Origin of the sequence: Rhizobium sp. T1470 (assembly GCF_042140505.1) — a bacterium.
Taxonomy (GTDB): Bacteria; Pseudomonadota; Alphaproteobacteria; order Rhizobiales; family Rhizobiaceae; genus Rhizobium; species Rhizobium favelukesii.
In genome coordinates this window covers 1,867,353-1,887,753 of record NZ_CP148091.1, presented here as the reverse complement: position 1 = coordinate 1,887,753, position 20,401 = coordinate 1,867,353, and the positions used below count along the sequence as shown (strand labels likewise).

The 20,401-nt window shown below is 60.1% G+C and carries 21 protein-coding genes and 1 pseudogene; 14 read left to right on the top strand and 8 right to left on the bottom strand.

Annotation, left to right across the window (positions count from 1 at the left end; genetic code table 11):
• Positions 1 to 57 precede the first annotated feature (57 nt).
• From WGT02_RS09495 to WGT02_RS09455, 9 genes are all read left to right on the top strand, one after another.
• Entirely contained in the window at positions 58 to 489 is a 432-nt protein-coding gene (locus WGT02_RS09495) for a PaaI family thioesterase (RefSeq protein ID WP_024314746.1), read from the top strand.
• Between the two features lie 224 nt (positions 490 to 713).
• Positions 714 to 1,178, top strand: a complete 465-nt coding sequence (gene rplM / locus WGT02_RS09490) for a 50S ribosomal protein L13 (RefSeq protein ID WP_024314747.1) — start codon at positions 714 to 716, stop codon at positions 1,176 to 1,178.
• 2 nt (positions 1,179 to 1,180) lie between these two features.
• Entirely contained in the window at positions 1,181 to 1,648 is a 468-nt protein-coding gene (gene rpsI, locus WGT02_RS09485) for a 30S ribosomal protein S9 (RefSeq protein WP_024314748.1), read from the top strand.
• A gap of 87 nt (positions 1,649 to 1,735) precedes the next feature.
• Positions 1,736 to 3,073, top strand: coding sequence for an IS4 family transposase (locus WGT02_RS09480; protein WP_197901934.1), 1,338 nt, complete (start codon positions 1,736 to 1,738; stop codon positions 3,071 to 3,073).
• A gap of 116 nt (positions 3,074 to 3,189) precedes the next feature.
• Positions 3,190 to 3,492, top strand: a complete 303-nt coding sequence (locus WGT02_RS09475) for a putative quinol monooxygenase (protein ID WP_024314749.1) — start codon at positions 3,190 to 3,192, stop codon at positions 3,490 to 3,492.
• Between the two features lie 92 nt (positions 3,493 to 3,584).
• Positions 3,585 to 4,544 (top strand): agmatinase, encoded by a 960-nt coding sequence (speB, locus tag WGT02_RS09470; protein WP_208248181.1) that lies wholly within the window; start codon positions 3,585 to 3,587, stop codon positions 4,542 to 4,544.
• A 66-nt stretch (positions 4,545 to 4,610) separates the two neighbouring features.
• Positions 4,611 to 5,543 carry an N-acetyl-gamma-glutamyl-phosphate reductase gene (gene argC, locus WGT02_RS09465; protein ID WP_024314751.1) on the top strand — a complete coding sequence of 311 codons (933 nt, stop codon included), beginning with the start codon at positions 4,611 to 4,613 and terminating at the stop codon, positions 5,541 to 5,543.
• Positions 5,544 to 5,558: 15 nt separating this feature from the next.
• Positions 5,559 to 6,350: a sulfite exporter TauE/SafE family protein gene (locus WGT02_RS09460; protein ID WP_208248183.1), complete on the top strand. Its 792-nt coding sequence runs from the start codon at positions 5,559 to 5,561 to the stop codon at positions 6,348 to 6,350.
• A gap of 103 nt (positions 6,351 to 6,453) precedes the next feature.
• Positions 6,454 to 7,227, top strand: coding sequence for a DUF4239 domain-containing protein (locus tag WGT02_RS09455; protein ID WP_037069378.1), 774 nt, complete (start codon positions 6,454 to 6,456; stop codon positions 7,225 to 7,227).
• Between the two features lie 15 nt (positions 7,228 to 7,242).
• Here the strand turns inward: WGT02_RS09455 and WGT02_RS09450 are convergent, their stop codons facing one another.
• The gene (locus WGT02_RS09450; RefSeq protein WP_024314754.1) at positions 7,243 to 7,650 is read right to left on the bottom strand and encodes a DoxX family protein; all 408 of its coding nucleotides are present in this window, start codon (positions 7,648 to 7,650) and stop codon (positions 7,243 to 7,245) included.
• Positions 7,651 to 7,807: 157 nt separating this feature from the next.
• A complete protein-coding gene (locus tag WGT02_RS09445) occupies positions 7,808 to 8,698 on the bottom strand; it encodes an aminoglycoside phosphotransferase family protein (RefSeq protein ID WP_208248185.1) in 891 nt (296 codons plus the stop codon).
• A 447-nt stretch (positions 8,699 to 9,145) separates the two neighbouring features.
• Between WGT02_RS09445 and dapA the strand changes: the two genes are divergently transcribed.
• Both dapA and WGT02_RS09435 read left to right on the top strand, forming a co-directional pair.
• Positions 9,146 to 10,057: a 4-hydroxy-tetrahydrodipicolinate synthase gene (gene dapA, locus WGT02_RS09440; RefSeq protein WP_208250460.1), complete on the top strand. Its 912-nt coding sequence runs from the start codon at positions 9,146 to 9,148 to the stop codon at positions 10,055 to 10,057.
• Positions 10,058 to 10,538: 481 nt separating this feature from the next.
• Positions 10,539 to 10,841 carry a DUF1883 domain-containing protein gene (locus WGT02_RS09435; RefSeq protein ID WP_037117901.1) on the top strand — a complete coding sequence of 101 codons (303 nt, stop codon included), beginning with the start codon at positions 10,539 to 10,541 and terminating at the stop codon, positions 10,839 to 10,841.
• Here WGT02_RS09435 and WGT02_RS09430 read toward each other — a convergent pair whose 3' ends face one another.
• Together WGT02_RS09430 and WGT02_RS09425 are read right to left on the bottom strand one after the other, a co-directional pair.
• Positions 10,842 to 12,158, bottom strand: a complete 1,317-nt coding sequence (locus WGT02_RS09430) for a replication-associated recombination protein A (RefSeq protein ID WP_024314758.1) — start codon at positions 12,156 to 12,158, stop codon at positions 10,842 to 10,844.
• Positions 12,155 to 13,558 (bottom strand): DegQ family serine endoprotease, encoded by a 1,404-nt coding sequence (locus WGT02_RS09425; protein ID WP_024314759.1) that lies wholly within the window; start codon positions 13,556 to 13,558, stop codon positions 12,155 to 12,157. Before WGT02_RS09425 ends, WGT02_RS09430 begins: the two co-directional genes overlap by 4 nt.
• Before the next feature lie 350 nt (positions 13,559 to 13,908).
• Here WGT02_RS09425 and WGT02_RS09420 point away from each other — a divergent pair, with 350 nt between their 5' ends.
• Positions 13,909 to 14,265, top strand: a complete 357-nt coding sequence (locus tag WGT02_RS09420; RefSeq protein WP_208248187.1) for a lysozyme inhibitor LprI family protein — start codon at positions 13,909 to 13,911, stop codon at positions 14,263 to 14,265.
• A 36-nt stretch (positions 14,266 to 14,301) separates the two neighbouring features.
• Here the strand turns inward: WGT02_RS09420 and ilvD are convergent, their stop codons facing one another.
• On the bottom strand, positions 14,302 to 16,140 hold the full coding sequence (gene ilvD / locus WGT02_RS09415) for a dihydroxy-acid dehydratase (RefSeq protein ID WP_024314760.1): 1,839 nt from the start codon (positions 16,138 to 16,140) through the stop codon (positions 14,302 to 14,304).
• 319 nt (positions 16,141 to 16,459) lie between these two features.
• Between ilvD and msrP the strand changes: the two genes are divergently transcribed.
• Together msrP and msrQ are read left to right on the top strand one after the other, a co-directional pair.
• Complete coding sequence (gene msrP, locus WGT02_RS09410; protein ID WP_024314761.1) at positions 16,460 to 17,407, top strand: protein-methionine-sulfoxide reductase catalytic subunit MsrP; 948 nt, start codon at positions 16,460 to 16,462, stop codon at positions 17,405 to 17,407.
• Positions 17,407 to 18,063, top strand: a complete 657-nt coding sequence (msrQ, locus tag WGT02_RS09405; protein ID WP_024314762.1) for a protein-methionine-sulfoxide reductase heme-binding subunit MsrQ — start codon at positions 17,407 to 17,409, stop codon at positions 18,061 to 18,063. The genes msrP and msrQ overlap by 1 nt, the downstream gene beginning before the upstream one ends.
• Before the next feature lie 63 nt (positions 18,064 to 18,126).
• On the opposite strand, the pseudogene WGT02_RS09400 reads toward msrQ, so the two are convergent.
• The 3 genes and pseudogenes from WGT02_RS09400 to WGT02_RS09390 form a co-directional block, all read right to left on the bottom strand.
• A pseudogene (locus tag WGT02_RS09400) lies at positions 18,127 to 18,507 on the bottom strand (VOC family protein).
• Between the two features lie 251 nt (positions 18,508 to 18,758).
• On the bottom strand, positions 18,759 to 19,184 hold the full coding sequence (rplQ, locus tag WGT02_RS09395; RefSeq protein WP_024314763.1) for a 50S ribosomal protein L17: 426 nt from the start codon (positions 19,182 to 19,184) through the stop codon (positions 18,759 to 18,761).
• 145 nt (positions 19,185 to 19,329) lie between these two features.
• A complete protein-coding gene (locus WGT02_RS09390; RefSeq protein WP_024314764.1) occupies positions 19,330 to 20,340 on the bottom strand; it encodes a DNA-directed RNA polymerase subunit alpha in 1,011 nt (336 codons plus the stop codon).
• Positions 20,341 to 20,401 lie beyond the last annotated feature (61 nt).

Below are 20,401 nucleotides of genomic sequence, written 5' to 3'. Positions count from 1 at the left end.
TTGCTTTTTCGTGCTAATTGTTCTGCCACAGGCGACAAGCAATTTCGAGGCAAAGTCATGCAGCCGATCATGACGATCGACGAGCTCCACCGTTTTTTGGATACGGACTTTCCGCAGATCCACACGGATGGGCGCGTGTTCACGATTACCGAGATCGGACCCGGCAGCGTCTCGATGCGGCTCGACCCGAGCGAGAGGCATTTGCGACCGGGCGGCACCGTGTCCGGCCCGGCCCTCTTCACTTTGGCGGACGTGACGGCCTATGCGGCAGTACTGGCGCATATAGGGCCGGTCGCGCTGGCGGTTACCACCAATCTCAGCATCAATTTCCTGCGCCTGCCGAAGCTGAGGCCAACGACCTGCACCTGCCGTGTTCTCAAGCTTGGTAAGCGCCTCGCCGTCATCGACGCCTCAATTTTCCAGGAGAATGCAGATGAGTTGATCGCCCATGCGACCGCGACTTACTCCATTCCGCCGCGAGAAATATGAGGTACCAAAATACCACACGCTTAAACTACTGATTTTGCTTGTACATTTTTATCAGGTACCAACCTGAGAATATTGACCGCGTTCCGCTTTGCCTCTATACACACCGCCAGAAATGCAGCCTTTCCGGGCTGCTTTCTTTTTGGTGTATCTTCGGACAGCCAAACCAAGCAACAAGAAACGCCCTCTCGCCTTCGGGCCGAGGGATCAAACAGAGAGTAACAACTATGGCAACCTTCTCCCAGAAGCCTGCAGAGGTGGAGAAGAAGTGGGTCATCATCGACGCCGAAGGGCTTGTCGTTGGTCGTCTCGCTTCTGTTATCGCTATGCGCCTGCGTGGCAAGCACAAGGCTACCTTCACGCCTCACGTTGACGACGGCGACAACGTCATTGTCATCAACGCCGACAAGGTCGTCTTCACCGGCAAGAAGTATTCCGACAAGGTTTACTACTGGCACACCGGTTTTGCCGGCGGCATCAAGGAGCGTACCGCTCGCCAGATCATCGAAGGTCGCTTCCCCGAGCGCGTTCTCGAGAAGGCTGTTGAGCGCATGGTTCCGCGTGGCCCGCTCGGCCGTCGCCAGATGAAGAACCTCCGCGTTTACGCTGGTTCCAACCATCCTCATGAAGCCCAGCAGCCTGTCGCTCTCGACGTGGCCAAGCTGAACAAAAAGAATGTAAGGAGCGCCTAAGAATGGCTGACCTCTCCTCCCTGAAGGATCTCGGCACGTCCGAAGCAGCGACTGCTCCGGTTCACGTCCGTAAGGTCGATTCGCTTGGCCGTTCCTACGCGACCGGCAAACGCAAGAACGCCGTTGCCCGCGTTTGGCTCAAGCCGGGTTCCGGCAAGATCATCGTCAACGGCAAGGAATTCGCGGAATACTTCGCGCGGCCGGTTCTGCAGATGATTCTGCGTCAGCCGATCGTCGCTGCTGCCCGTGACGGCCAGTTCGACATCATTGCAACGGTTGCAGGCGGCGGTCTTTCCGGCCAGGCCGGTGCCGTTCGTCACGGTCTTTCCAAGGCCCTCACCTACTTCGAGCCGGGCCTGCGCCCGGTCCTGAAGAAGGGCGGCTTCCTGACCCGCGACAGCCGCGTTGTTGAACGTAAGAAGTACGGTAAGGCCAAGGCCCGCCGTTCGTTCCAGTTCTCGAAGCGTTAATCGCTACTGGAATACGGAATTGCGAAGGCCGGGCTCTGCCCTAATGCAGTTCACTTAGTGAGCTGCGGGCAAGTTTGATGGTTCAGGATGGGGATTCGTTTTCCCATCCTGTTTTTGTTTGTGATGTCACGCACCCTTGGACATTCGGCCGAATTATCGGCTCTTTCGCAGGCGATCGACCCGGACTGGATCGCTCAGGCTCTCGCCACGACAGGCAAGGCGAGCATCCGCAAGCGCAAGCTGCCAGCCGAGCAGGTCGTCTGGCTGGTGATTGCGTTGGCCCTTTATCGTCATCAGTCGATCCCGGAGGTGGTGGCCCATCTTGATCTGGTTTTGCCCGATGAGGTCAACGCGGATATTGCCAAGAGCGCGTTGACACAGGCACGGCAGCGCTTGGGTCAGGCACCGTTGGCGCAGTTGTTTGCAATGAGTGCATCATGCTGGGATGAACGCCACCAATCCGGGCGTGCCTGGCGGGGTCTTTGTCGTTATGCCGTGGACGGCAGCACGCTGCGGACGTCCGACAGCCCGGAGAACCGGGCGCATTTTGGAGCGCAGGCCTACGCGTCTGGCGTTGTCGCAAGCTATCCGCAATTGCGGCTGCTGACGCTGACGGCGCTGGCGACGCATCTGGTGCGTGATGCGGTGTTCGGAGCCTATGGCACAAACGAGATGCTCTATGCCAAAAGCCTGCTCGACCGGGTTCCGGACCATTCGCTGACGGTCTTCGACAAGGGCTTCTTCAGTGCCAGCCTTCTCTTGCAATTGCAGACGAAGGGACATGAGCGTCACTGGCTGATTCCGGCCAAAGCCAACAGCACATGGGAACGACTGGATCCGCACCCCACCGATTATCGGGTGCGCATGAAGGTCTCGCCCCAGGCGCGGCAGGCAGAACCGGACTTGCCGGCCTTCTGGGAGGTCAGGGCCATCGAGACGACCACCAGCCATGGCAAAAAGCGCATATTGTTGACATCGCTGATGGACAGACAAACTTATCCGGCAAGCGAAATCGTCCATCAGTATGAAGAGCGATGGCGCATCGAGACAAGTTATCGCGAACTCAAGCAGGAGCTTCTCGGTAGCGAACTGACCCTGCGAAGCGGCACGCCGGAGACTGTCTATCAGGAGGTCTGGGGCGCGTTGCTGGCCTACAATCTGGTGCGGCTCGAAATGGCAGAGGTCGCGACCGAAGCCCAAGTCGAGCCAACCCGACTAAGCTTTATCACAGCCCTGCATTACCTGCGTCACGAATGGGGATGGATGGCGATCGAAGCACCCGGCAAAATCCCCGCCCACCTCACCAGATTGAGAAACAGATTGGCAGACTTGCTGCTGACAGAAAAACGGGGGCGATCATGCCCCCGTGTCGTCAAAAAACTGCCTGCCAGATACCCGATAAGAGCCGTAAGCAAACCTAAGTGAACTGCATTACGGCCCGGAGCCCGCCTTTTCTTTTGGCGGGCGCTTGAAGCGGCCAAGTTCCCTTGCCAGTTCTACCGCATTCCACGCGCTTCACGCGCACGCCAAGGGAGGCAGGAATGACCAAGCAAGCAATCTATGTCGAACTGAAAGCAAGGTCCGGCAAGGAAGAAGAAGTGGCCACGTTCTTGAAAAGCGCCCAGGCTCTTGTCGCTCAGGAACCGGGCACGGTGACATGGTTTGCCGTTCGCTATGACCAGAGGACATTCGCCATCTTCGATGCCTTCGATGACGAGGCCGGCCGACAGGCGCATTTGAATGGCAAGGTGGCCGCGGCGCTGATGGCCCGAGCAGAGGAGCTGCTTGCCGAGGCTCCGCAGCTGAGGACTCCCGAAGTGCTGGCGGAGAAGCTGCCGGGCTAAACCAGGCTTGGCCGAGCGACCAGCTTTGCCCATTCGGTTTGAGATTCGTTTCTGGTAGGCATAGCGGACAAAACACCCTCGAGGAGCATTTCTTGGCCAACAAGTCGATCGACCATGCATTTACGGCAACGAACCTGACCTCGGCAGCCAGCGACCCGACCTTTGCCGGCGCGCTGTCGTTCATGCGACGCCGTTTCACCAAGGACCTGACCGGCGTGGACGCCGTGGTCTGGGGTATTCCCTTCGATGCCGCGACCTCCAATCGGCCGGGGACGCGATTCGGGCCGCAAGCGATACGGCGTGCGTCGGCGATCTTCGACAACGACCCGCAGTATCCTTTCAATCGCGATCTCTTTGCCGAGATGGCCGTAATCGACTACGGCGACTGCCTGCTCGACTACGGCAATCACAACGAGACGCCGGAAGCAATAGAGAGGCAGTCCAAGACCATTGTCGACAGTGGCGCCTTCATGCTGACCCTTGGCGGCGACCATTTCGTTACCTGGCCCATCCTCAAGGCACATGCCGCCAAACACGGGCCGCTGGCACTCGTCCAGTTCGACGCGCATCAGGACACCTGGTTCGACGACAACAGGCGGATCGACCACGGCTCATTCGTGGCAAGGGCTGCGCGCGATGGCATCATCGATCCGGATCGCTCTATCCAGATCGGCATCCGCACCCATGCGCCCGAGGATTTCGGCATTCATATTCTCTATGGCCATCAACTTGAGGAGATGAGCGCCGGCGACATCGCCTCGACGATCATCTCACATACGCGTGGCGCGCCAGCCTATTTGACCTTCGATATCGATTGCCTCGACCCCGCCTATGCGCCGGGCACCGGTACGCCTGTAGCGGGCGGTCCCTCGAGCGCCAAGATCCTCTCCGTGCTGCAGCGTCTGCACCAGCTGGATATCAGGGGCGCCGACGTCGTCGAGATCTCGCCGCCTTACGATCACGCTGACATCACCGCCATTGCGGGGGCGACGGTCGCGATGTATATGCTGGGGCTGCATGCCGAGCGCCGCGCCAGCGCGTCACACGGCTGACTCATCCTTCTTGCAAAATGATTCCGGACTTCTTTCTAACCTATTGAAAGTGTGAGCAAGACAACAATGGCACCGAAGATCTTCATCGATGGCGAACACGGCACGACGGGCTTGCAGATCCGCACGCGCATGGCCGGCCGTCGCGATGTCGAGCTTTTGTCCATCCCGGAAGCTGAGCGTCGCAACGCCGCGATGCGCGAGGATATGCTGAACGGCGCCGATATCGCCATCCTCTGCCTGCCCGACGACGCTTCGAAGGAAGCGGTGCAGATGGTCTCGCGCAACAACAACGTGCGGGTGATCGACACCTCCACGGCGTTCCGTGTCAATCCTTCCTGGGCCTACGGCTTTGCGGAAATGGACAAGGAACAGGCAGACAAGATCAAGTCGGCACGCTTCGTCGCCAATCCGGGCTGCTACCCGACCGGTGCGATCGGCCTCCTTCGGCCGCTGCGCACTGCCGGCATCCTGCCCGACGGCTATCCGGTCACGGTCAATGCAGTCTCCGGCTATACCGGCGGCGGCAAGCAGATGATTGCGCAGATCGAAGACCAGAACCGCAACGATGCGATCGCTGCGCCGCACTTCCTCTACGGCCTGACGCTGACGCACAAGCACGTACCCGAGATGAAGATCCACGGGCTGCTGGATCGCGCGCCGATCTTCTCCCCGTCAGTCGGCAAGTTCCCGCAGGGCATGATCGTTCAGGTGCCGCTGCATCTCGATGATCTGGCGGAAGGCACGACGCTTGAAAGCATCCATGCTGCTCTTGTGGCCCACTACGCGGGTCAGGACATCGTGACGGTTGTGCCGCTGGAAGAAAGCCGCAAACTCCCGCGCATCGATGCTGTCGAGCTTGCTGGCAAGGACACGATGAAGCTCTTCGTGTTTGGCACGCCAGGCGCGTCGCAGATCAATCTCGTTGCGCTGCTCGACAACCTTGGCAAGGGTGCTTCGGGGGCCGCTGTCCAGAACATGGACCTGATGCTCGCCTCGTAGTCCCGGAACCGATCGGTGTCGCTTGATACGCTGCTGGCGAACACGGGCGCGTGGTTTGTCGCCGCCTTGCCGGATCACGGCATTCTGTCACTCGTCGCCATAGCCTTCATTGCGGGACTGGCACGCGGCTTCTCCGGATTTGGAGCTGCGCTGATCTTCATTCCGCTTGGCGGCGCAATCATCGGTCCGAAGCTGATTTCGCCCGTCCTGCTTGTCATCGATGGTCTTGCGACGCTCGGCATGATTCCGCCGGCCTGGCGCAGCGCCAACCGCCGCGAAGTCTTCACCATGGCTGCGGGCGCGGTACTTGGGGTGCCCGCCGGTACAGCAGCCCTGGCGTTGGTGGATCCGCTGACGTTGCGCTGGGCGATCACAGCGATTGCCATTTGCCTGCTTGCATTGCTTGTTTCCGGGTGGCGGTACCATGGCGAACCGCGAACATCGCTTACCTCCATGACAGGTCTCGTTGCCGGCCTCTTCAGCGGCGCCGCCCAGCTTGGTGGACCGCCGGTCGTTGCCTATTGGCTCGGCGGCAAGACCAATTTTGCCCGGGTGCGAGCAAACGTCATTCTCTATTTCGCGATCTCGACCTGCTTCAGCGTCGTCAGCTACTATTTCGGTGGGCTCTTCGTTCAAGCCGTCTTCGCACTGACGATCGTGATTCTGCCGAGTTACGCCATCGGCCTGTACGTCGGCTCGAAGCTGTTTGGGCTTGCCAAGGAGAGCACGTTCCGAACGATCTGCTATCTGCTGATCGCAGCCTCCGCCATCATGGGAATGCCGGCGCTCGACGGGATCCTCCGCTGAGCATATTTCTTCGTCAAACTGCTGAATGAAGCGCCGAGCAACCGTCGTTGATCAATTTTTGCCAGCCGCCTAAAGTCATGGGTGACCTTTGGGGGAGCGCGGCATGAATGCAGTCGTCCTGTTCGGTATTGCCTTTGTCGGCGGTACGATCGTCGTAACACTAGTTTTCTATTTTCTGATGCGCCTGATCATGGGCAGCGATCCGACCGGCAAAGACAGGGAACTTGCCGGTGCCATCGTCATGCGGATCGCGTCACTGCACGCACTCATCCTGGCCCTCGTCTTCGCTCAGGAGATGATCGAGTATCAGCAGCTAAAATTTGAGAGTGTCACGGAAGCGAACGCGATCGCGGACGTCTATTTCGATGCGGATCGCTACGGCGCCGACGAGAAGGCCCCCATCCAGCAAGCGCTCTTCGAGTATGTGCAGATCGTCGTCGACGATGAGTGGCGCCTGCTCGGAGCCACGGGGCAGCTATCCCCCGCGGCGTGGAACAAGTGGGATAACGTCTATCAGCGTGTGCTCGACCTGACACCAACCAATGCGCGCCAACAGAGCATTCGCGAGCACATGCTCAGCGATGTGCACCGCATCGCCGAGGCCCGAGACAAACGGGAAAACAGCGGCACCGATTCCATTAGCATCATCTTCTGGTTCGCAGCGGTTTCCGGCGTCGTGTTCATGGCGCTCGGCTACTACCCCTATCCGCCGGATCCGCGAAACCTACTTCTACTTTCGGTGCTCGGCGCCTTCACCGGCATCATACTCTTCTTCATCTACGCATTCTCCGATCCCTACAATCCGCCGGCCACGCTGAAGCCGACAGCGTTTGAACGCCTGCTCGATGAATTGGCGACACCTCCGGCCTCCGGATAGGCTGACCGTCCGTGCCTATCGCGCCGTCAATGGCGAGCGCGCCTTCACGACCAGCGCGTTTCCCGGACCGTGCACGGCTGCGAAAAGTAGGCCAGCGAGGAAGGTGAAGTGATCGACGAAGAAGCCGAACTCCGCCTGATTGCCGCTCCAGTGGCTGGGGCCATGGAACGCAAACGCCAGGAAGACCACGTAGATGCCGGCCAGGAACGAGGCTTCTGAAAAGAAGGCCCCCGTGAGGAATGCAAGGGTCAGGGCAAGTTCGAAGATTGCCGCTATCCAGGCGAGGAAGAGCGGGAATGGAAAGCCTGCCGCGGCGATATAGCTTGCGGTGGACTGAATATCCATGAACTTGAAGCTCATGGCCATCGCGAAAACGGCGCCAAAGATCAGTCGCGCCAGCAGAATTGCAATCGTCTTGCTCATCTCGTCTCCCCCTCGGCCCGAAGCCGTTCAGCGTCATTGTCCAGACTTCCAGCTTCCCAGCACCTGCGATTGCGAAGCCTTCCCCCAAAGGACGCAGCTGAATCGTCCCTCCCGACATGCATCCGCCATCATTTTCGACTCCGCGATCCCGAGGGTCTCACGCCCAAGCCAAATGATCGGCCAGCACGCCGTCTATGACCTGCCACGACCTCTTGACGTCTACGGGATTTGCGCCTGTCATGCCGGCAACGACTATCAGGGACTTCCACAGCGTCCATCCGCGGCCTCGCGCCCACGTTCCCGCGTCCAGCGGGCGTGCCTTGCGAAAGACCTCGCGGCTCTCCCCCTCGAAAAGCTGCCAGGTGATTGCGAGATCACAGGCAGGGTCGCCAACGCCCGACGTCCCGAAATCGATGACGGCATCGAGCCGACCGTTTCTGATCAGAAGATTGCCGTAGGCGATGTCACCGTGGAACCAGACGGGTACACCTTGCCACGAAGTCGAAAGAGCTGAGTCCCAGACCTGCGTGGCCAGTTGCGTGTCGATCCGGCCATCCAGCCGCACAAGCGCCTCGCGCGTTTGCGCGTCGTAGACTTTCAGTGAACCGCCGCGAAAGAAATTGTGCGAGCCAGGCGGAGGTCCTCCCGTGGCGTCTGCTGCCTGCAACGCATCGAGGAAGCCAGCCAGCGTCGTGGCGAACTCGCAGAGATCGTCGATGCGCTCCGCCAGCGCCGTCTCACCGTCACGCCACTCGTAGATGGACCACGGCCAGGGATAGCTTTCGTCCGGCCTTCCCATCGCAAGCGGTACGGGTATGGGCAATGGCAGCTGGTGCGCAAGGATCGGCAGCCACTGCTGCTCCTTGGCGACCTGATCGGCATAGTGAGCTGCGCTTGGCAGCCGAACCGTCATCCCGGCGCCGAGGTGGAATGTCCTGTTGTCCCATCCGCCGAATTCAACGGGTCTGATCGGCAGAGCCGACCACTCGGGAAATTGCGTGGCAATCAGCCGACGCACGAGCGCGGTATCGATAGCTGGGTCATCCATTATCCTGACATTCCTCCCGGATAAGGGGATATATTGTCCGCGTTTCGGCGACGAGATCAACCCTGGGTTCGCCCTCGGCTCCTCGGACGTTGAATCAAGTTCCTAAGAGGATGATTCGGGATTTTCCAATAACCATCTGCAATTTCAGAAATTTTCTCCGGAGTGAACGCCTTCGGCGGGTCCGCTCCTTTATGCGATTTCTATATCTGCGCACCTACCCACGAATGGAATTCCTACCGTGAACGGCGTTAGCCTTCCCATGAAATGCGAAGGTTGAATGCCATGCGAAACTTCATGCTGTCGAACGCTCCTCTCACCCGCCCGCGCCGCCCGGCACCGAAAAGGCAGATGCGCGAACGACGTACGGCCCAGGCGCTCATCCTGTTCGGCGTCGTGCTTGCCGCGGTCGAACTCTACGTCATTCTCGGTGGACTTTGAGCCACCGGGATACCGGCAGACAGAGCATTGCGCCTAGGCGCCACGACGACTGCGCTCATAACGCCGTTTCGGGACGGAGCACTCGATCTTTCCAAAATGGAGCGATTGGCTGAGCGGCAGATCCGTGGCGGTGTTGACGGCCTTGCCGTCTGCACGCTGACTGGTGAGGGGCCGACACTCACCAGAAGCGAGCGCGCCGCAGTTATCCTTACTTGTGTTCGCTTCGCCGGCGGTCGTGTTCCCGTGATTGCCGCAACCGGCACGAATGCGGCGGCAAGCACGATCGCGTTGACGCGCGATGCCGAAGAGTTGGGAGCGAGCGCAGCCCTTGTGACGCTGCCCTACTATTCGAAACCCAGCCAAAAGGGGATTGCCGGTCACTTCGCGCAGCTTGCGGCCGCGACGGACCTTCCCCTGATCGTTGAGAACAACCCGCTGCGCACGGCAATCGATGTGACCTTGCCTACACTCACGGCCCTTGCCGATATCCCGTCAATCGTCGGCATGCTCCTTGCCGACGGCAGCACCGCTGCACGGGCCATGCCTTCGGACTTATGCCAGCGCTTCCTGCGGCTTTCCGATCGGGACGCAACGGCGCTCTCGTTTCTGAGCACCGGTGTCCGCGGCATCATCTCGGCTGCTGCGAACGTATGCCCGCGTTTGTATGCATCGCTGCAGCAGGCGGCGCGCGGCGGCAACCTCTCGGCTGCGCGCCTGCTCGAGGACAGGCTGGCTCCGCTGACGACCGCGTTGGGTGCTGAGGTCGACCCCGCGGCGATTAAGCACGCGTTACAGACTTTGCAGCAGATCGATCCGGAGGTCCGTCTGCCTCTTCTGGCTCTTGATGACGATGGGAAACAGTCGGTATCGCAAGCGCTGGCGTGCCTCTCCGAGATCCAAAAAAGCGCCATATCTATATGATATTTTTATATTTTCTCTAGATCCAGCCAATGGAAGGTGGATGTCATTGCCACTAACGTCATGAACGTCGCAACCGCCTGTTCCCAAGGCAGAAGACAATTCGAAAGGAACATCGATGCCCTCTCTTCGATCTGCTTCAGCAATCGCCCCCCTCCAACGCCAGAACTCAGCGCGCTTTATCATCGGCAAGGATCGAAACGGCCGCTGGGTCGTACAAGACCGGAAGGGGCTCGTGGGAGGCGTATTCATCAGCGAGCAGGCCGCGCGCCATTTTGCAGCCGAGTGCGATCATCATCCCGAGCAGATTTGCCGCGCGGCCGAGGAGGTCGTCCTGCAGTTCAGCGCGCTCGACCGCGGCGACAACGACATCCACGAATCTGATACGAGTGGCGCCAGGTCGTTCGGTCCGCCGCAAATGGCGAACGCTTCCTTAACTGGAATGGGCTATGGTGTTGGCAGAGACGAGCCACGCCACAGACCGATGCCGAAACCGAACTTCCGTTTTACCCACTACGATCTGAAGGAACAGCGCGCCGGGACGATCATCGAGGTGACGTTGAACGCGGTCGCGAATGTTCGCCTGATGACGGCACCAAACTATCAGCGCTTTACCGAAGTTCTCGACTTCAAATATGTCGGCGGTGTCGCGCGCAAGTCTCCCATCCGTCTATCCATTCCCGACAGCGGACATTGGCATCTGGTCGTCGACATGGAAGGCCATCACGGGCTTGCGGAATCCGCCGTCAAACTTGTCGCGCCCGCTGGACAGGTCCGTGCCTCCTGATCAGCTCTGATTGCGTTCCTTCCTGAGCTTCGCCCACCATTCAAGCCGCTTGCGGATATCCCGCTCAAAGCCGCGCTCCGGCGGATCGTAGAAAGTCTGCCGGCCCATTTTCTCTGGGAAATAGTCCTGGCCGGAAAAGGCGTCCGGCTCGTCGTGGTCGTAGCGATAGCCCTCACCGTAGCCCTCCCCCTTCATCAGCTTTGTCGGTGCATTCAGGATGTGCTTCGGCGGCAGCAGGGAGCCATTCTGCTTGGCAGCCATCGTCGCGGCCTTGAAGGCTGTATAGACGGCGTTCGATTTCGGCGCAGTCGCCAGATAGACGCAAGCCTGCGCCAACGCCAGTTCGCCCTCCGGCGAACCGAGGTAGTCATAGGCATCTTTCGCGGCGTTGCAGATCACCAGCGCCTGCGGGTCGGCCAAGCCGATGTCTTCGACGGCCATGCGAACGAGCCGCCGGCCGAGGTAAAGCGGATCTTCGCCGGCGTCGAACATGCGAGCGAGATAGTAAAGCGCCGCATCGGGGTCGGAGCCGCGGACGGATTTATGCAGTGCAGAGATGAGATTGTAGTGCCCATCCTGCGCCTTGTCATAGACCGGGGCGCGACGCTGCACGATCCGGGTCAGGCCCTCCGTGTCGAAGGTTTCTCCATCCCGAGCAGCACGCCAAACCTCCTCCGCAAGGGTCAGCACGGCGCGACCGTCGCCGTCGGCCATTCGCAGCAGGCTTGCGCGCGCGTCTTCCGCCAGCGGCAATACCTTGCCCTCCACGGCCTCGGCACGCTTCAGCAATTCCTCAAGGCTTTCATCGTCGTGCGACTTGAACGTCAACACGCGAGCGCGCGACAACAAGGCCGCGTTGAGTTCGAAAGACGGATTCTCGGTGGTAGCGCCGACAAGGATGACCGTGCCGTCCTCCATGACAGGAAGGAAGCTGTCCTGCTGCGCCCTGTTGAAGCGATGGATCTCGTCGACGAAGAGTAGCGTTTGCCGGCCATCCATCCGGCGCATGCGCGCCGTTTCAAATACCTTCTTCAGATCCGCCACCCCGGAGAAAATCGCGGATATCTGCTCGAATGCGAGACCTGCCTCGCCCGACAGCAACCGGGCGACGGTGGTCTTGCCGGTTCCAGGCGGCCCCCAGAAGATCATCGAGCCGAGCGAGCCACTCTCGATCATGCGTCGCAATACACCGTCTTCACCGGTCAGGTGCTCCTGGCCGGTCACTTCCGAGAGTGTCCGGGGTCGCAGGCGATCGGCGAGAGGCCGCCGATTAGCGACCTCTTCGGGAATATGCGGTGCAAAAAGATCGTCGCTCATCGGAAAAACTGTCTGATGCGTTGGCCATCGCGCTCGATCTCGACGCGCCAGAAGCTCGGATCCTCGTCGGCGACGGCGGCCAGTTCCTTGGTCGTCCTAACTTCGGTGCCGTTGATCGAGATGATGATGTCCTTCGGCTCAAAGCCGAGGCGAGCGGCAAGGGAATCCTCCTTCACCTCGGAAACAACCACGCCGGTCGACTCCGAGGGCATACGAAGCTCGTCGGCGACGCGAGGCGACAGGTTTTCGACCACGGCGCCCGTAAAGGGCGTGCGGCCGCCGATCGTGCGCTGGTCGCGTGGAGCCGTCTCGGGCGCTCTGGCGAGTGCCAGCGCGATCTGCTGCTCGCGGCCGTTCTCAACCACGGTCAGCTGCACCGATTTGCCAAGCCCTGCCGTTGTCAGGCGATAGAGAAGCGCATCCGGATGCTCGACCGCAATGCCGTCGACGGCGGTCACGATTTCACCTGTCTTCAAACCAGCCTTCGCAGCCGGGCTGCCGTCACTCACCTTGACCACGAGGGCGCCGCGCGCCTTGTTGAGCCCGAGCGCCTCGGCAACCTCGGACGTCACCGCATCGAACGTCGCGCCGACATAGGGGCGCTCGAAGGATTTTACGCCCGCATCGGCCGAGGCGAGGAACACCTTGACCAGATTGGCGGGGATCGCAAAGCCGATTCCATTTGAGCCGCCGCCGCGCGAAAAGATCGCCGTGTTGATGCCGATCAGCTCGCCCTTCATGTTCATCAGCGCGCCGCCGGAATTGCCGGGGTTGATCGACGCGTCCGTCTGGATGAAGAAACCGAACTCGTTCTTGACGACCTGGTTGCGCGCCAGCGCCGAAACGATGCCACTCGTGACCGTCTGGCCGACACCGAATGGATTACCGATCGCCAGGACGAGATCGCCGACTTCGACGGCATCGGAATTGCCGAGCGGCAGCGTCGGGAAGCTTTCCTTCGTATCGACCTTGAGAACAGCGAGATCGACGCGGTCATCCCTCAAGACGACCTTGCACGGAAATTCCCGCCCGTCGGAGAGCGCAACCTTGATATCATCGGCGCCTTCCACGACGTGATTGTTCGTGACGATCGTTCCGTTTGCTTCAACGATGACGCCGGATCCCAGCGACGACTGCTTCTCGCTGCGGTTCGGCATCTGCTGACCGAAGAACTCCTCGAAGAAGGGATCGCCGGCAAAGGGAGACTGCCTGCGTACCGTCTTTTCCGCATAAACGTTTACGACGGCTCCGGACGTCTGTTTGACCAGCGGCGCGAAGGAAAGCTGCATCTCCATCTGGCTCTGCGGGACAGTCTTGGCCGTCTGAGCATTGGCGGAAACCGGTAGCGCGAGCACCAGAGCCACAAAAGGCAGGGCTGCGCGCTTCAACAGGTATTGCATGGGGAGTCCTTCTGAAATTCTCTTGTGAAGACGTTGTAGCGCCGGACGCTAGAAAGGAAAGAGGGCGGAAGCATGGAAGAATAAAGCAGCTCACGAACTGCTGAACACGCCTCGCAAATCGATTCAGGAAGGAGCTCCATGCAACTGATATCTAATGACAAAGGCGGTCAAAGTCACCCGTGAGAGACATCTTGACTCTACGGATGGCAGCGACGAGCCCTTCTCGGATGGCGATAGAGAACGTCTCCCCGTCAATTCATCCTGCAAACGCGACTCTGTTCTTGCCGAAGCCACGGCGTGCATCATCTACCCATGGGCAGCTCCACAGCGAATTGAACAGGAACTCATGCATGAGACGTCTCCGCAGCACACTTCTCCCTTTCGCGATATGTATCCATTGCACGGCCCTTGCCAGCATTTCCTATGCCGCGAGCTTCGACTGCGAGGCCAAGGAGTTGAAGCCGGACGAAAAGGTGATTTGCGAGAACCGCGCGCTGAATGACGCCGATGTGAAGATGGTGACGACCTTCGACCTGCTTTCCGGGCTGATGGCGATGGGTTCGCGCGGCACGTTGCAGGACGGGCAAACGGCCTGGCTGAAGAAACGCCAGGAATGCGCTTCCGATGCGGCTTGCATCAAGGCCGCCTACGACGAACGCCTGAAGCAGCTGGACGAGACCTATAAAAAAATAAACCGGCCGCTTTAGCGACCGGTCCATCAATGCACGCCCTTGATCAGCAGTTCAGCGGCTGCCAAGGTCGCGAACGGCGCCGCGGTCGGCGCTGGTTGCGAAGGCAGCATAGGCCTTCAGCGCCGTCGTGACGTTGCGCTTGCGCTGCTCGGCCGGATGCCAGCCCTTCTCCTCCTGCTCGGCGCGGCGGTTCGCCAGTTCCTTGTCATCGACGCGCAGGCTGATGATGCGGTTCGGGATGTCGATGTCGATCATGTCGTCCTCGCAAACCAGACCGATGATGCCGCCGTTTGCGGCTTCCGGCGAGACGTGGCCGATGGAAAGGCCGGAGGTGCCTCCCGAGAACCGCCCGTCGGTGATCAGCGCGCACGCCTTGCCGAGGCCCTTCGACTTCAGATAGCTCGTCGGGTAGAGCATTTCCTGCATCCCGGGACCGCCCTTCGGACCTTCATAGCGGATGACGACGACATCGCCGGCCACGACCTGGTTCGACAGGATGGCCTTCACCGCTGCATCCTGGCTTTCATAAACCTTGGCCGGACCGGAGAATTTCAGGATCGATTCATCGACGCCCGCGGTTTTCACAATGCAGCCGTCGAGGGCGAGGTTGCCCTTGAGAACCGCAAGGCCTCCATCCTTCGAGAACGGATGTTCGACGGAGCGGATGACGCCCTTTTCGCGGTCCGTGTCCAGATCGTCCCAGCGCGCTTCTTGGCTGAAGGCAACCTGGGTCGGGATGCCGCCTGGCGCAGCGCGGTAGAAATTGCGGACGGTTTCGCTATTGGTGCGGGTGATGTCCCAACGATCGATCGCATCGCCAAGCGTTTCCGCATGGACCGTCGGGCATTCTCGGTTGAGCAGGCCGCCCTTATCCAGCTCGCCCAGGATCGACATAATGCCGCCGGCGCGATGAACGTCTTCCATGTGGACGTCGTTCTTTGCCGGGGCGACCTTGGAAAGGCAGGGAACGCGGCGCGACAGCGCGTCGATATCGGCCATCGTGAAATCGATCTCGCCTTCGTGCGCAGCCGCCAGGATGTGCAGGACGGTATTTGTCGAACCGCCCATGGCGATGTCGAGGGCCATCGCGTTCTCGAATGCCTGTTTGGAGGCGATCGTGCGCGGCAGAGCCTTGACATCGTCCTGCTCGTAGTAGCGGCGAGCTAGATCGACGATCAGGTGGCCGGCCTCGACGAATAGGCGCTTGCGGTCAGCGTGCGTTGCGAGCGTCGAGCCGTTGCCTGGCAGCGACAGGCCAAGCGCTTCGGTCAGGCAGTTCATTGAATTGGCGGTGAACATGCCGGAGCACGAGCCACAGGTCGGACAGGCCGAGCGCTCGATCACGTTGACATCTTCGTCGCTGATCTTGTCATCGGCGGCCGCGACCATCGCATCGACGAGATCGAGTGCATGCGTCTTGCCATGCAGGACCACCTTGCCGGCTTCCATCGGACCACCGGACACGAAGACCGTCGGGATGTTGAGGCGGAGCGACGCCATCAGCATGCCGGGAGTGATCTTGTCGCAATTGGAGATGCAGACCATGGCGTCGGCACAATGGGCGTTGACCATATATTCGACGCTGTCGGCGATCAGTTCGCGCGAGGGCAGCGAATAGAGCATGCCATCATGGCCCATGGCGATGCCGTCGTCGACGGCAATGGTGTTGAACTCCTTGGCGACACCACCGGCCGCTTCGATCTCGCGAGCGACAAGCTGGCCGAGGTCCTTAAGATGGACGTGACCGGGCACGAACTGGGTAAAAGAGTTCACCACCGCAATGATAGGCTTGCCAAAATCGGAGTCCTTCATGCCCGTGGCGCGCCAAAGGCCGCGCGCGCCCGCCATGTTGCGGCCGTGGGTCGTGGTTCTGGAACGATAAGCTGGCATGGCGTATTCCTCACGCGTCGTGAAATCGTCGGCGATGCAGGGCGGCAACGGTATTGCGCGGCCGGGCGATCGCTGATTTTTGGAATTGTCCTAATCCAAACGACCTGTACTGTCACTACCGGGAAGGCTGAAACCGGTACGCCTGCACGCATCGAGCATATACGGTCGCCGCAGTGGTTTTGTTACAGACTATTCCGCCAAACACCGTACACAAAAAGTTGGCTTTCCGCAGGCCTGTCGGTGGGCATAAACAATGATCCAAAGACGCATGTGACGCGTTGAAGGTTCAGGCCGAGCTCGAATGCTCAGGAGGTTTCAGATGCTATCCTATCGTCCCCCAAAGATCGCCACCTCGGAGATCACGCCGCAGCAGGTCTACCTGAGGCGTCGCGAGTTCCTCGGCGCTGCGACGCTGGGCGCCATGGCGCTCTACAGCGCCGGCAAGGCCAGTGCCGCAGCATTGTCGGTCATCGAAAGTAAATACACCGTCGACGAGAAGACGACGCCGCTCAAGGATGTCACGAGCTACAACAACTTCTATGAATTTGGGCTCGACAAGGGCGATCCCGCGGCACTTTCGGGCGACTTCAAGCCGCGGCCTTGGACGATCAAGGTCGACGGCATGGCCAACAAGCCCGGCACGTTCGACGTCGAAGCGCTGATGAAGGAATTTCCGATCGAGAGCCGCACCTATCGCATGCGGTGCGTCGAGGCTTGGTCGATGGTCATTCCGTGGGACGGCTTCCCCCTTGCCTCCCTGCTCGACAAGGTGGAGCCGCTCGGAAGCGCGAAGTACGTCGCTTTCGAGACGGTCGTGCGACCGGAGGAGATGCCGGGGCAGAAGGGCATCTTCCAGTCGCTGGACTGGCCCTATTTGGAAGGCCTGCGGCTGGACGAGGCACGCCATCCACTGACGCTGCTCGCCGTCGGCCTTTACGGCGAGACCTTGCCAAATCAGAACGGCGCTCCGATCCGCCTGGTCGTGCCGTGGAAATACGGCTTCAAAGGCATCAAGTCGATCGTGCGGATCACGCTGACCGACAGGGAGCCGAAGAACACCTGGCAGGTCACCAATCCGCAGGAATACGGCTTCTACGCCAACGTCAACCCCGAGGTCGATCATCCGCGCTGGAGCCAAGCAACAGAGCGGCGCATCGGCGAAAGTGGCTTCTTCGGTGCGAGCCGCCACCCCACACTGCCGTTCAACGGCTATGCCGACGAGGTGGCCAGCCTCTATAGCGGCATGGATCTGAAGGCGAATTTCTAATGACGGATTTCTCGCTCGCGCTTCCGAAACGCTGGCAGCCGGCATCCGTGTGGCTCCTTTACGTGGCGGGGCTCCTCCCTGCTGCCTGGACCTTCTATCTCGGGGCGACGGACCAGCTCGGCGCCGATCCGGTGAAGACCTTCGAACTCTTCCTGGGTCTGTGGGCGATCCGCTTCCTGATCCTGACGCTTGTCGTCAGCCCTGCCCGCGATCTGCTCGGCTGGAACTATCTCCGCTATCGCCGCGCTCTCGGCCTGCTCTGCTTCTACTACGTGGCGATGCACTTCACGGTCTACATGGTCCTCGACCAGGCCTTGATTTTTTCGGCTGTCATCAATGACGTGGTGAAGCGCCCCTTCATTATGTTCGGCATGGCGGGCCTGACGTTGCTTATTCCACTTGCCGTGACCTCCAACAATTTCTCGATCCGCCGCATGGGACCGAACTGGGTCCGCCTGCACCGCCTCGTCTACATCGTGGCAGCCTGCGGCGCGCTGCATTTCGCGCTGTCGACCAAACTCCTCGGCCTCGAGCAATCCATCTATATCGGTCTGCTGATCCTCTTGATCCTCTACCGCTCATGGCGGCCGATTGCCCGGAGTAGGAAGCGCGGGCAAGGTCGCGAGCGCACGCGGGCTCCTGCGACCGTGTCGTGATGCCACAGGTGCCCCATGCAGCCTTCCGCGGGCGGGCGCCAGGCGGATCGGGCACGCGTCCGGTCACGCTCCCGCCGCTGGCTGATTGATCATGGCTTCGATGTTGTAGCCATCGGGATCGAGAACGAAGCAGGCGTAATAATCAGGAGCATATTGCGGTCGTGGACCGGGAGCACCATTGTCCTTGGCACCGGCCTCGAGCGCGGCCTAGAAAGGGTCGACGTCCGTCTTCCTACGAGCTCGCAAGGCGACGTGCAGGCGCGTCAAAGGCGGCTCGCTGTCCGCCTGCTGGATCTCGAATAGGCTGCCGCCGCCAATAGCGAAAGCCCAGAATACGCTCACCTTACCGAAGGAAAGTTTGTACCCCAGCGATGCAAAAGCGCTTTCGTAGAACAGCTTGCTCTTCTGCAGATCACTCACTGCAATGGTTATGTGGTCGATCACGCTGCGCACTCCTTGGAGCGCCTGACGGCAGAGGCAAAGCCAACGCCGATCCGAAATTTGCTCGACAAGCATCCGATGGGTGCCCGATCTCGATATGCTCGTTGTCCGGATGCCCAGAAGAGCCTCTTCTGTGACCAGAGACCATCAGGCCGCGATCGAAAACACCGCTTTTGTCCCCGAACACAGCGCCCCAAACAAAAACAGCCGGGCTTCGCAGCCCGGCTGTTTTGATTCCGGCGAACCGGAAATGATTAAGCGGCTTCAGCTGCAGTCGCTTCGGCTTCTACGCGAGCCTTGTCGGCTGCGCCCTTGGCGTGGGTGTCGCGGTCAACAAATTCGATGACGGCGAGAGCAGCGTTGTCGCCCTGGCGGAAGCCAGCCTTCATGATACGCAGGTAGCCGCCGTTGCGGGTTGCGTAGCGCGAAGCGATCGTGTCGAAGAGCTTCGAAACGACAGCGGCGTCGCGGATCTGCGAGATCGCCTGACGGCGAGCGTGCAGGTCACCGCGCTTGCCGAGGGTGACGAGCTTTTCAACGATCGGACGGATTTCCTTTGCCTTCGGCAGGGTGGTCACGATCTGCTCATGGGTGATGAGCGAAGCCGCCATGTTGGCAAACATTGCCTTGCGGTGGCTAGCGGTTCTATTCAGCTTGCGGCCGGCTTTACCGTGGCGCATTGCTATTCTCCTTCACTTGCAGGCATCCGCCTGCCGTTTGAACCTGCGCATGTCCCGCTCCGGCTCCAGCCGGAGCGACAAGGCATATGCGCCATTTAACATGCTAAGGCCAAGCTTTATGCGCTCCGCAGGAGCGCTTGCGGCCTTAGTATTGGTCTTCGTAGCGCTTGGCGAGATCTTCGATGTTCTCAGGCGGCCATGCCGGCACTTCCATGCCGAGGTGCAGGCCCATGGAAGCGAGAACTTCCTTGATTTCGTTCAGCGACTTGCGACCAAAATTCGGCGTGCGGAGCATTTCTGCTTCGGTCTTCTGAATGAGGTCACCGATGTAGACGATGTTGTCGTTCTTCAGGCAGTTTGCCGAGCGAACAGACAGTTCGAGTTCGTCCACCTTCTTGAGGAGCGCCGGGTTGAAAGCGAGTTCGGTAACTGCTTCCTCTTCGGTTTCCTTCTGCGGCTCGTCGAAGTTGACGAACACGCCAAGCTGATCCTGGAGAATGCGAGCCGCGAAAGCGACGGCATCTTCGCCGGAGATCGAACCGTCGGTCTCGATCGTCATGTTCAGCTTGTCGTAGTCGAGAACCTGTCCTTCACGGGTATTTTCTACCTTGTAGGACACCTTCTTGACCGGCGAATAAAGGCTGTCGACCGGGATGAGACCGATCGGAGCATCTTCCGCACGATTGCGATCGGCCGGAACATAGCCCTTGCCGTTGTTGACGGTGAATTCCATACGAATTTCCGCACCCTCGTCGAGCGTGCAGATGACATGCTCGGGGTTGAGGATTTCAATGTCACCGACCGTCTGGATGTCGCCAGCCGTTACAACGCCAGGGCCCTGCTTACGCACGACCATGCGCTTTGCGTCATCGCCATCCATCTTGATGGCGATTTCCTTGATGTTGAGCACGATGTCCGTCACGTCTTCGCGGACGCCCGGGATCGACGAGAACTCATGCAGCACGCCATCGATCTGCACAGCCGTGACTGCGGCACCGCGCAGCGAGGACAGCAGAACGCGGCGAAGCGCGTTACCGAGGGTGAGGCCGAAACCACGCTCAAGCGGCTCTGCTACGAGCGTCGCCTTGATGCGCGAGCTCGACGAGAACTCGACCTTGTTCGGCTTGATCAATTCCTGCCAGTTTTTCTGAATCATATTTTTGCCTTCCGTTCGTTGCCACCATCCAATCGTGGCAACCGAGCTTGAGAAGCACCGG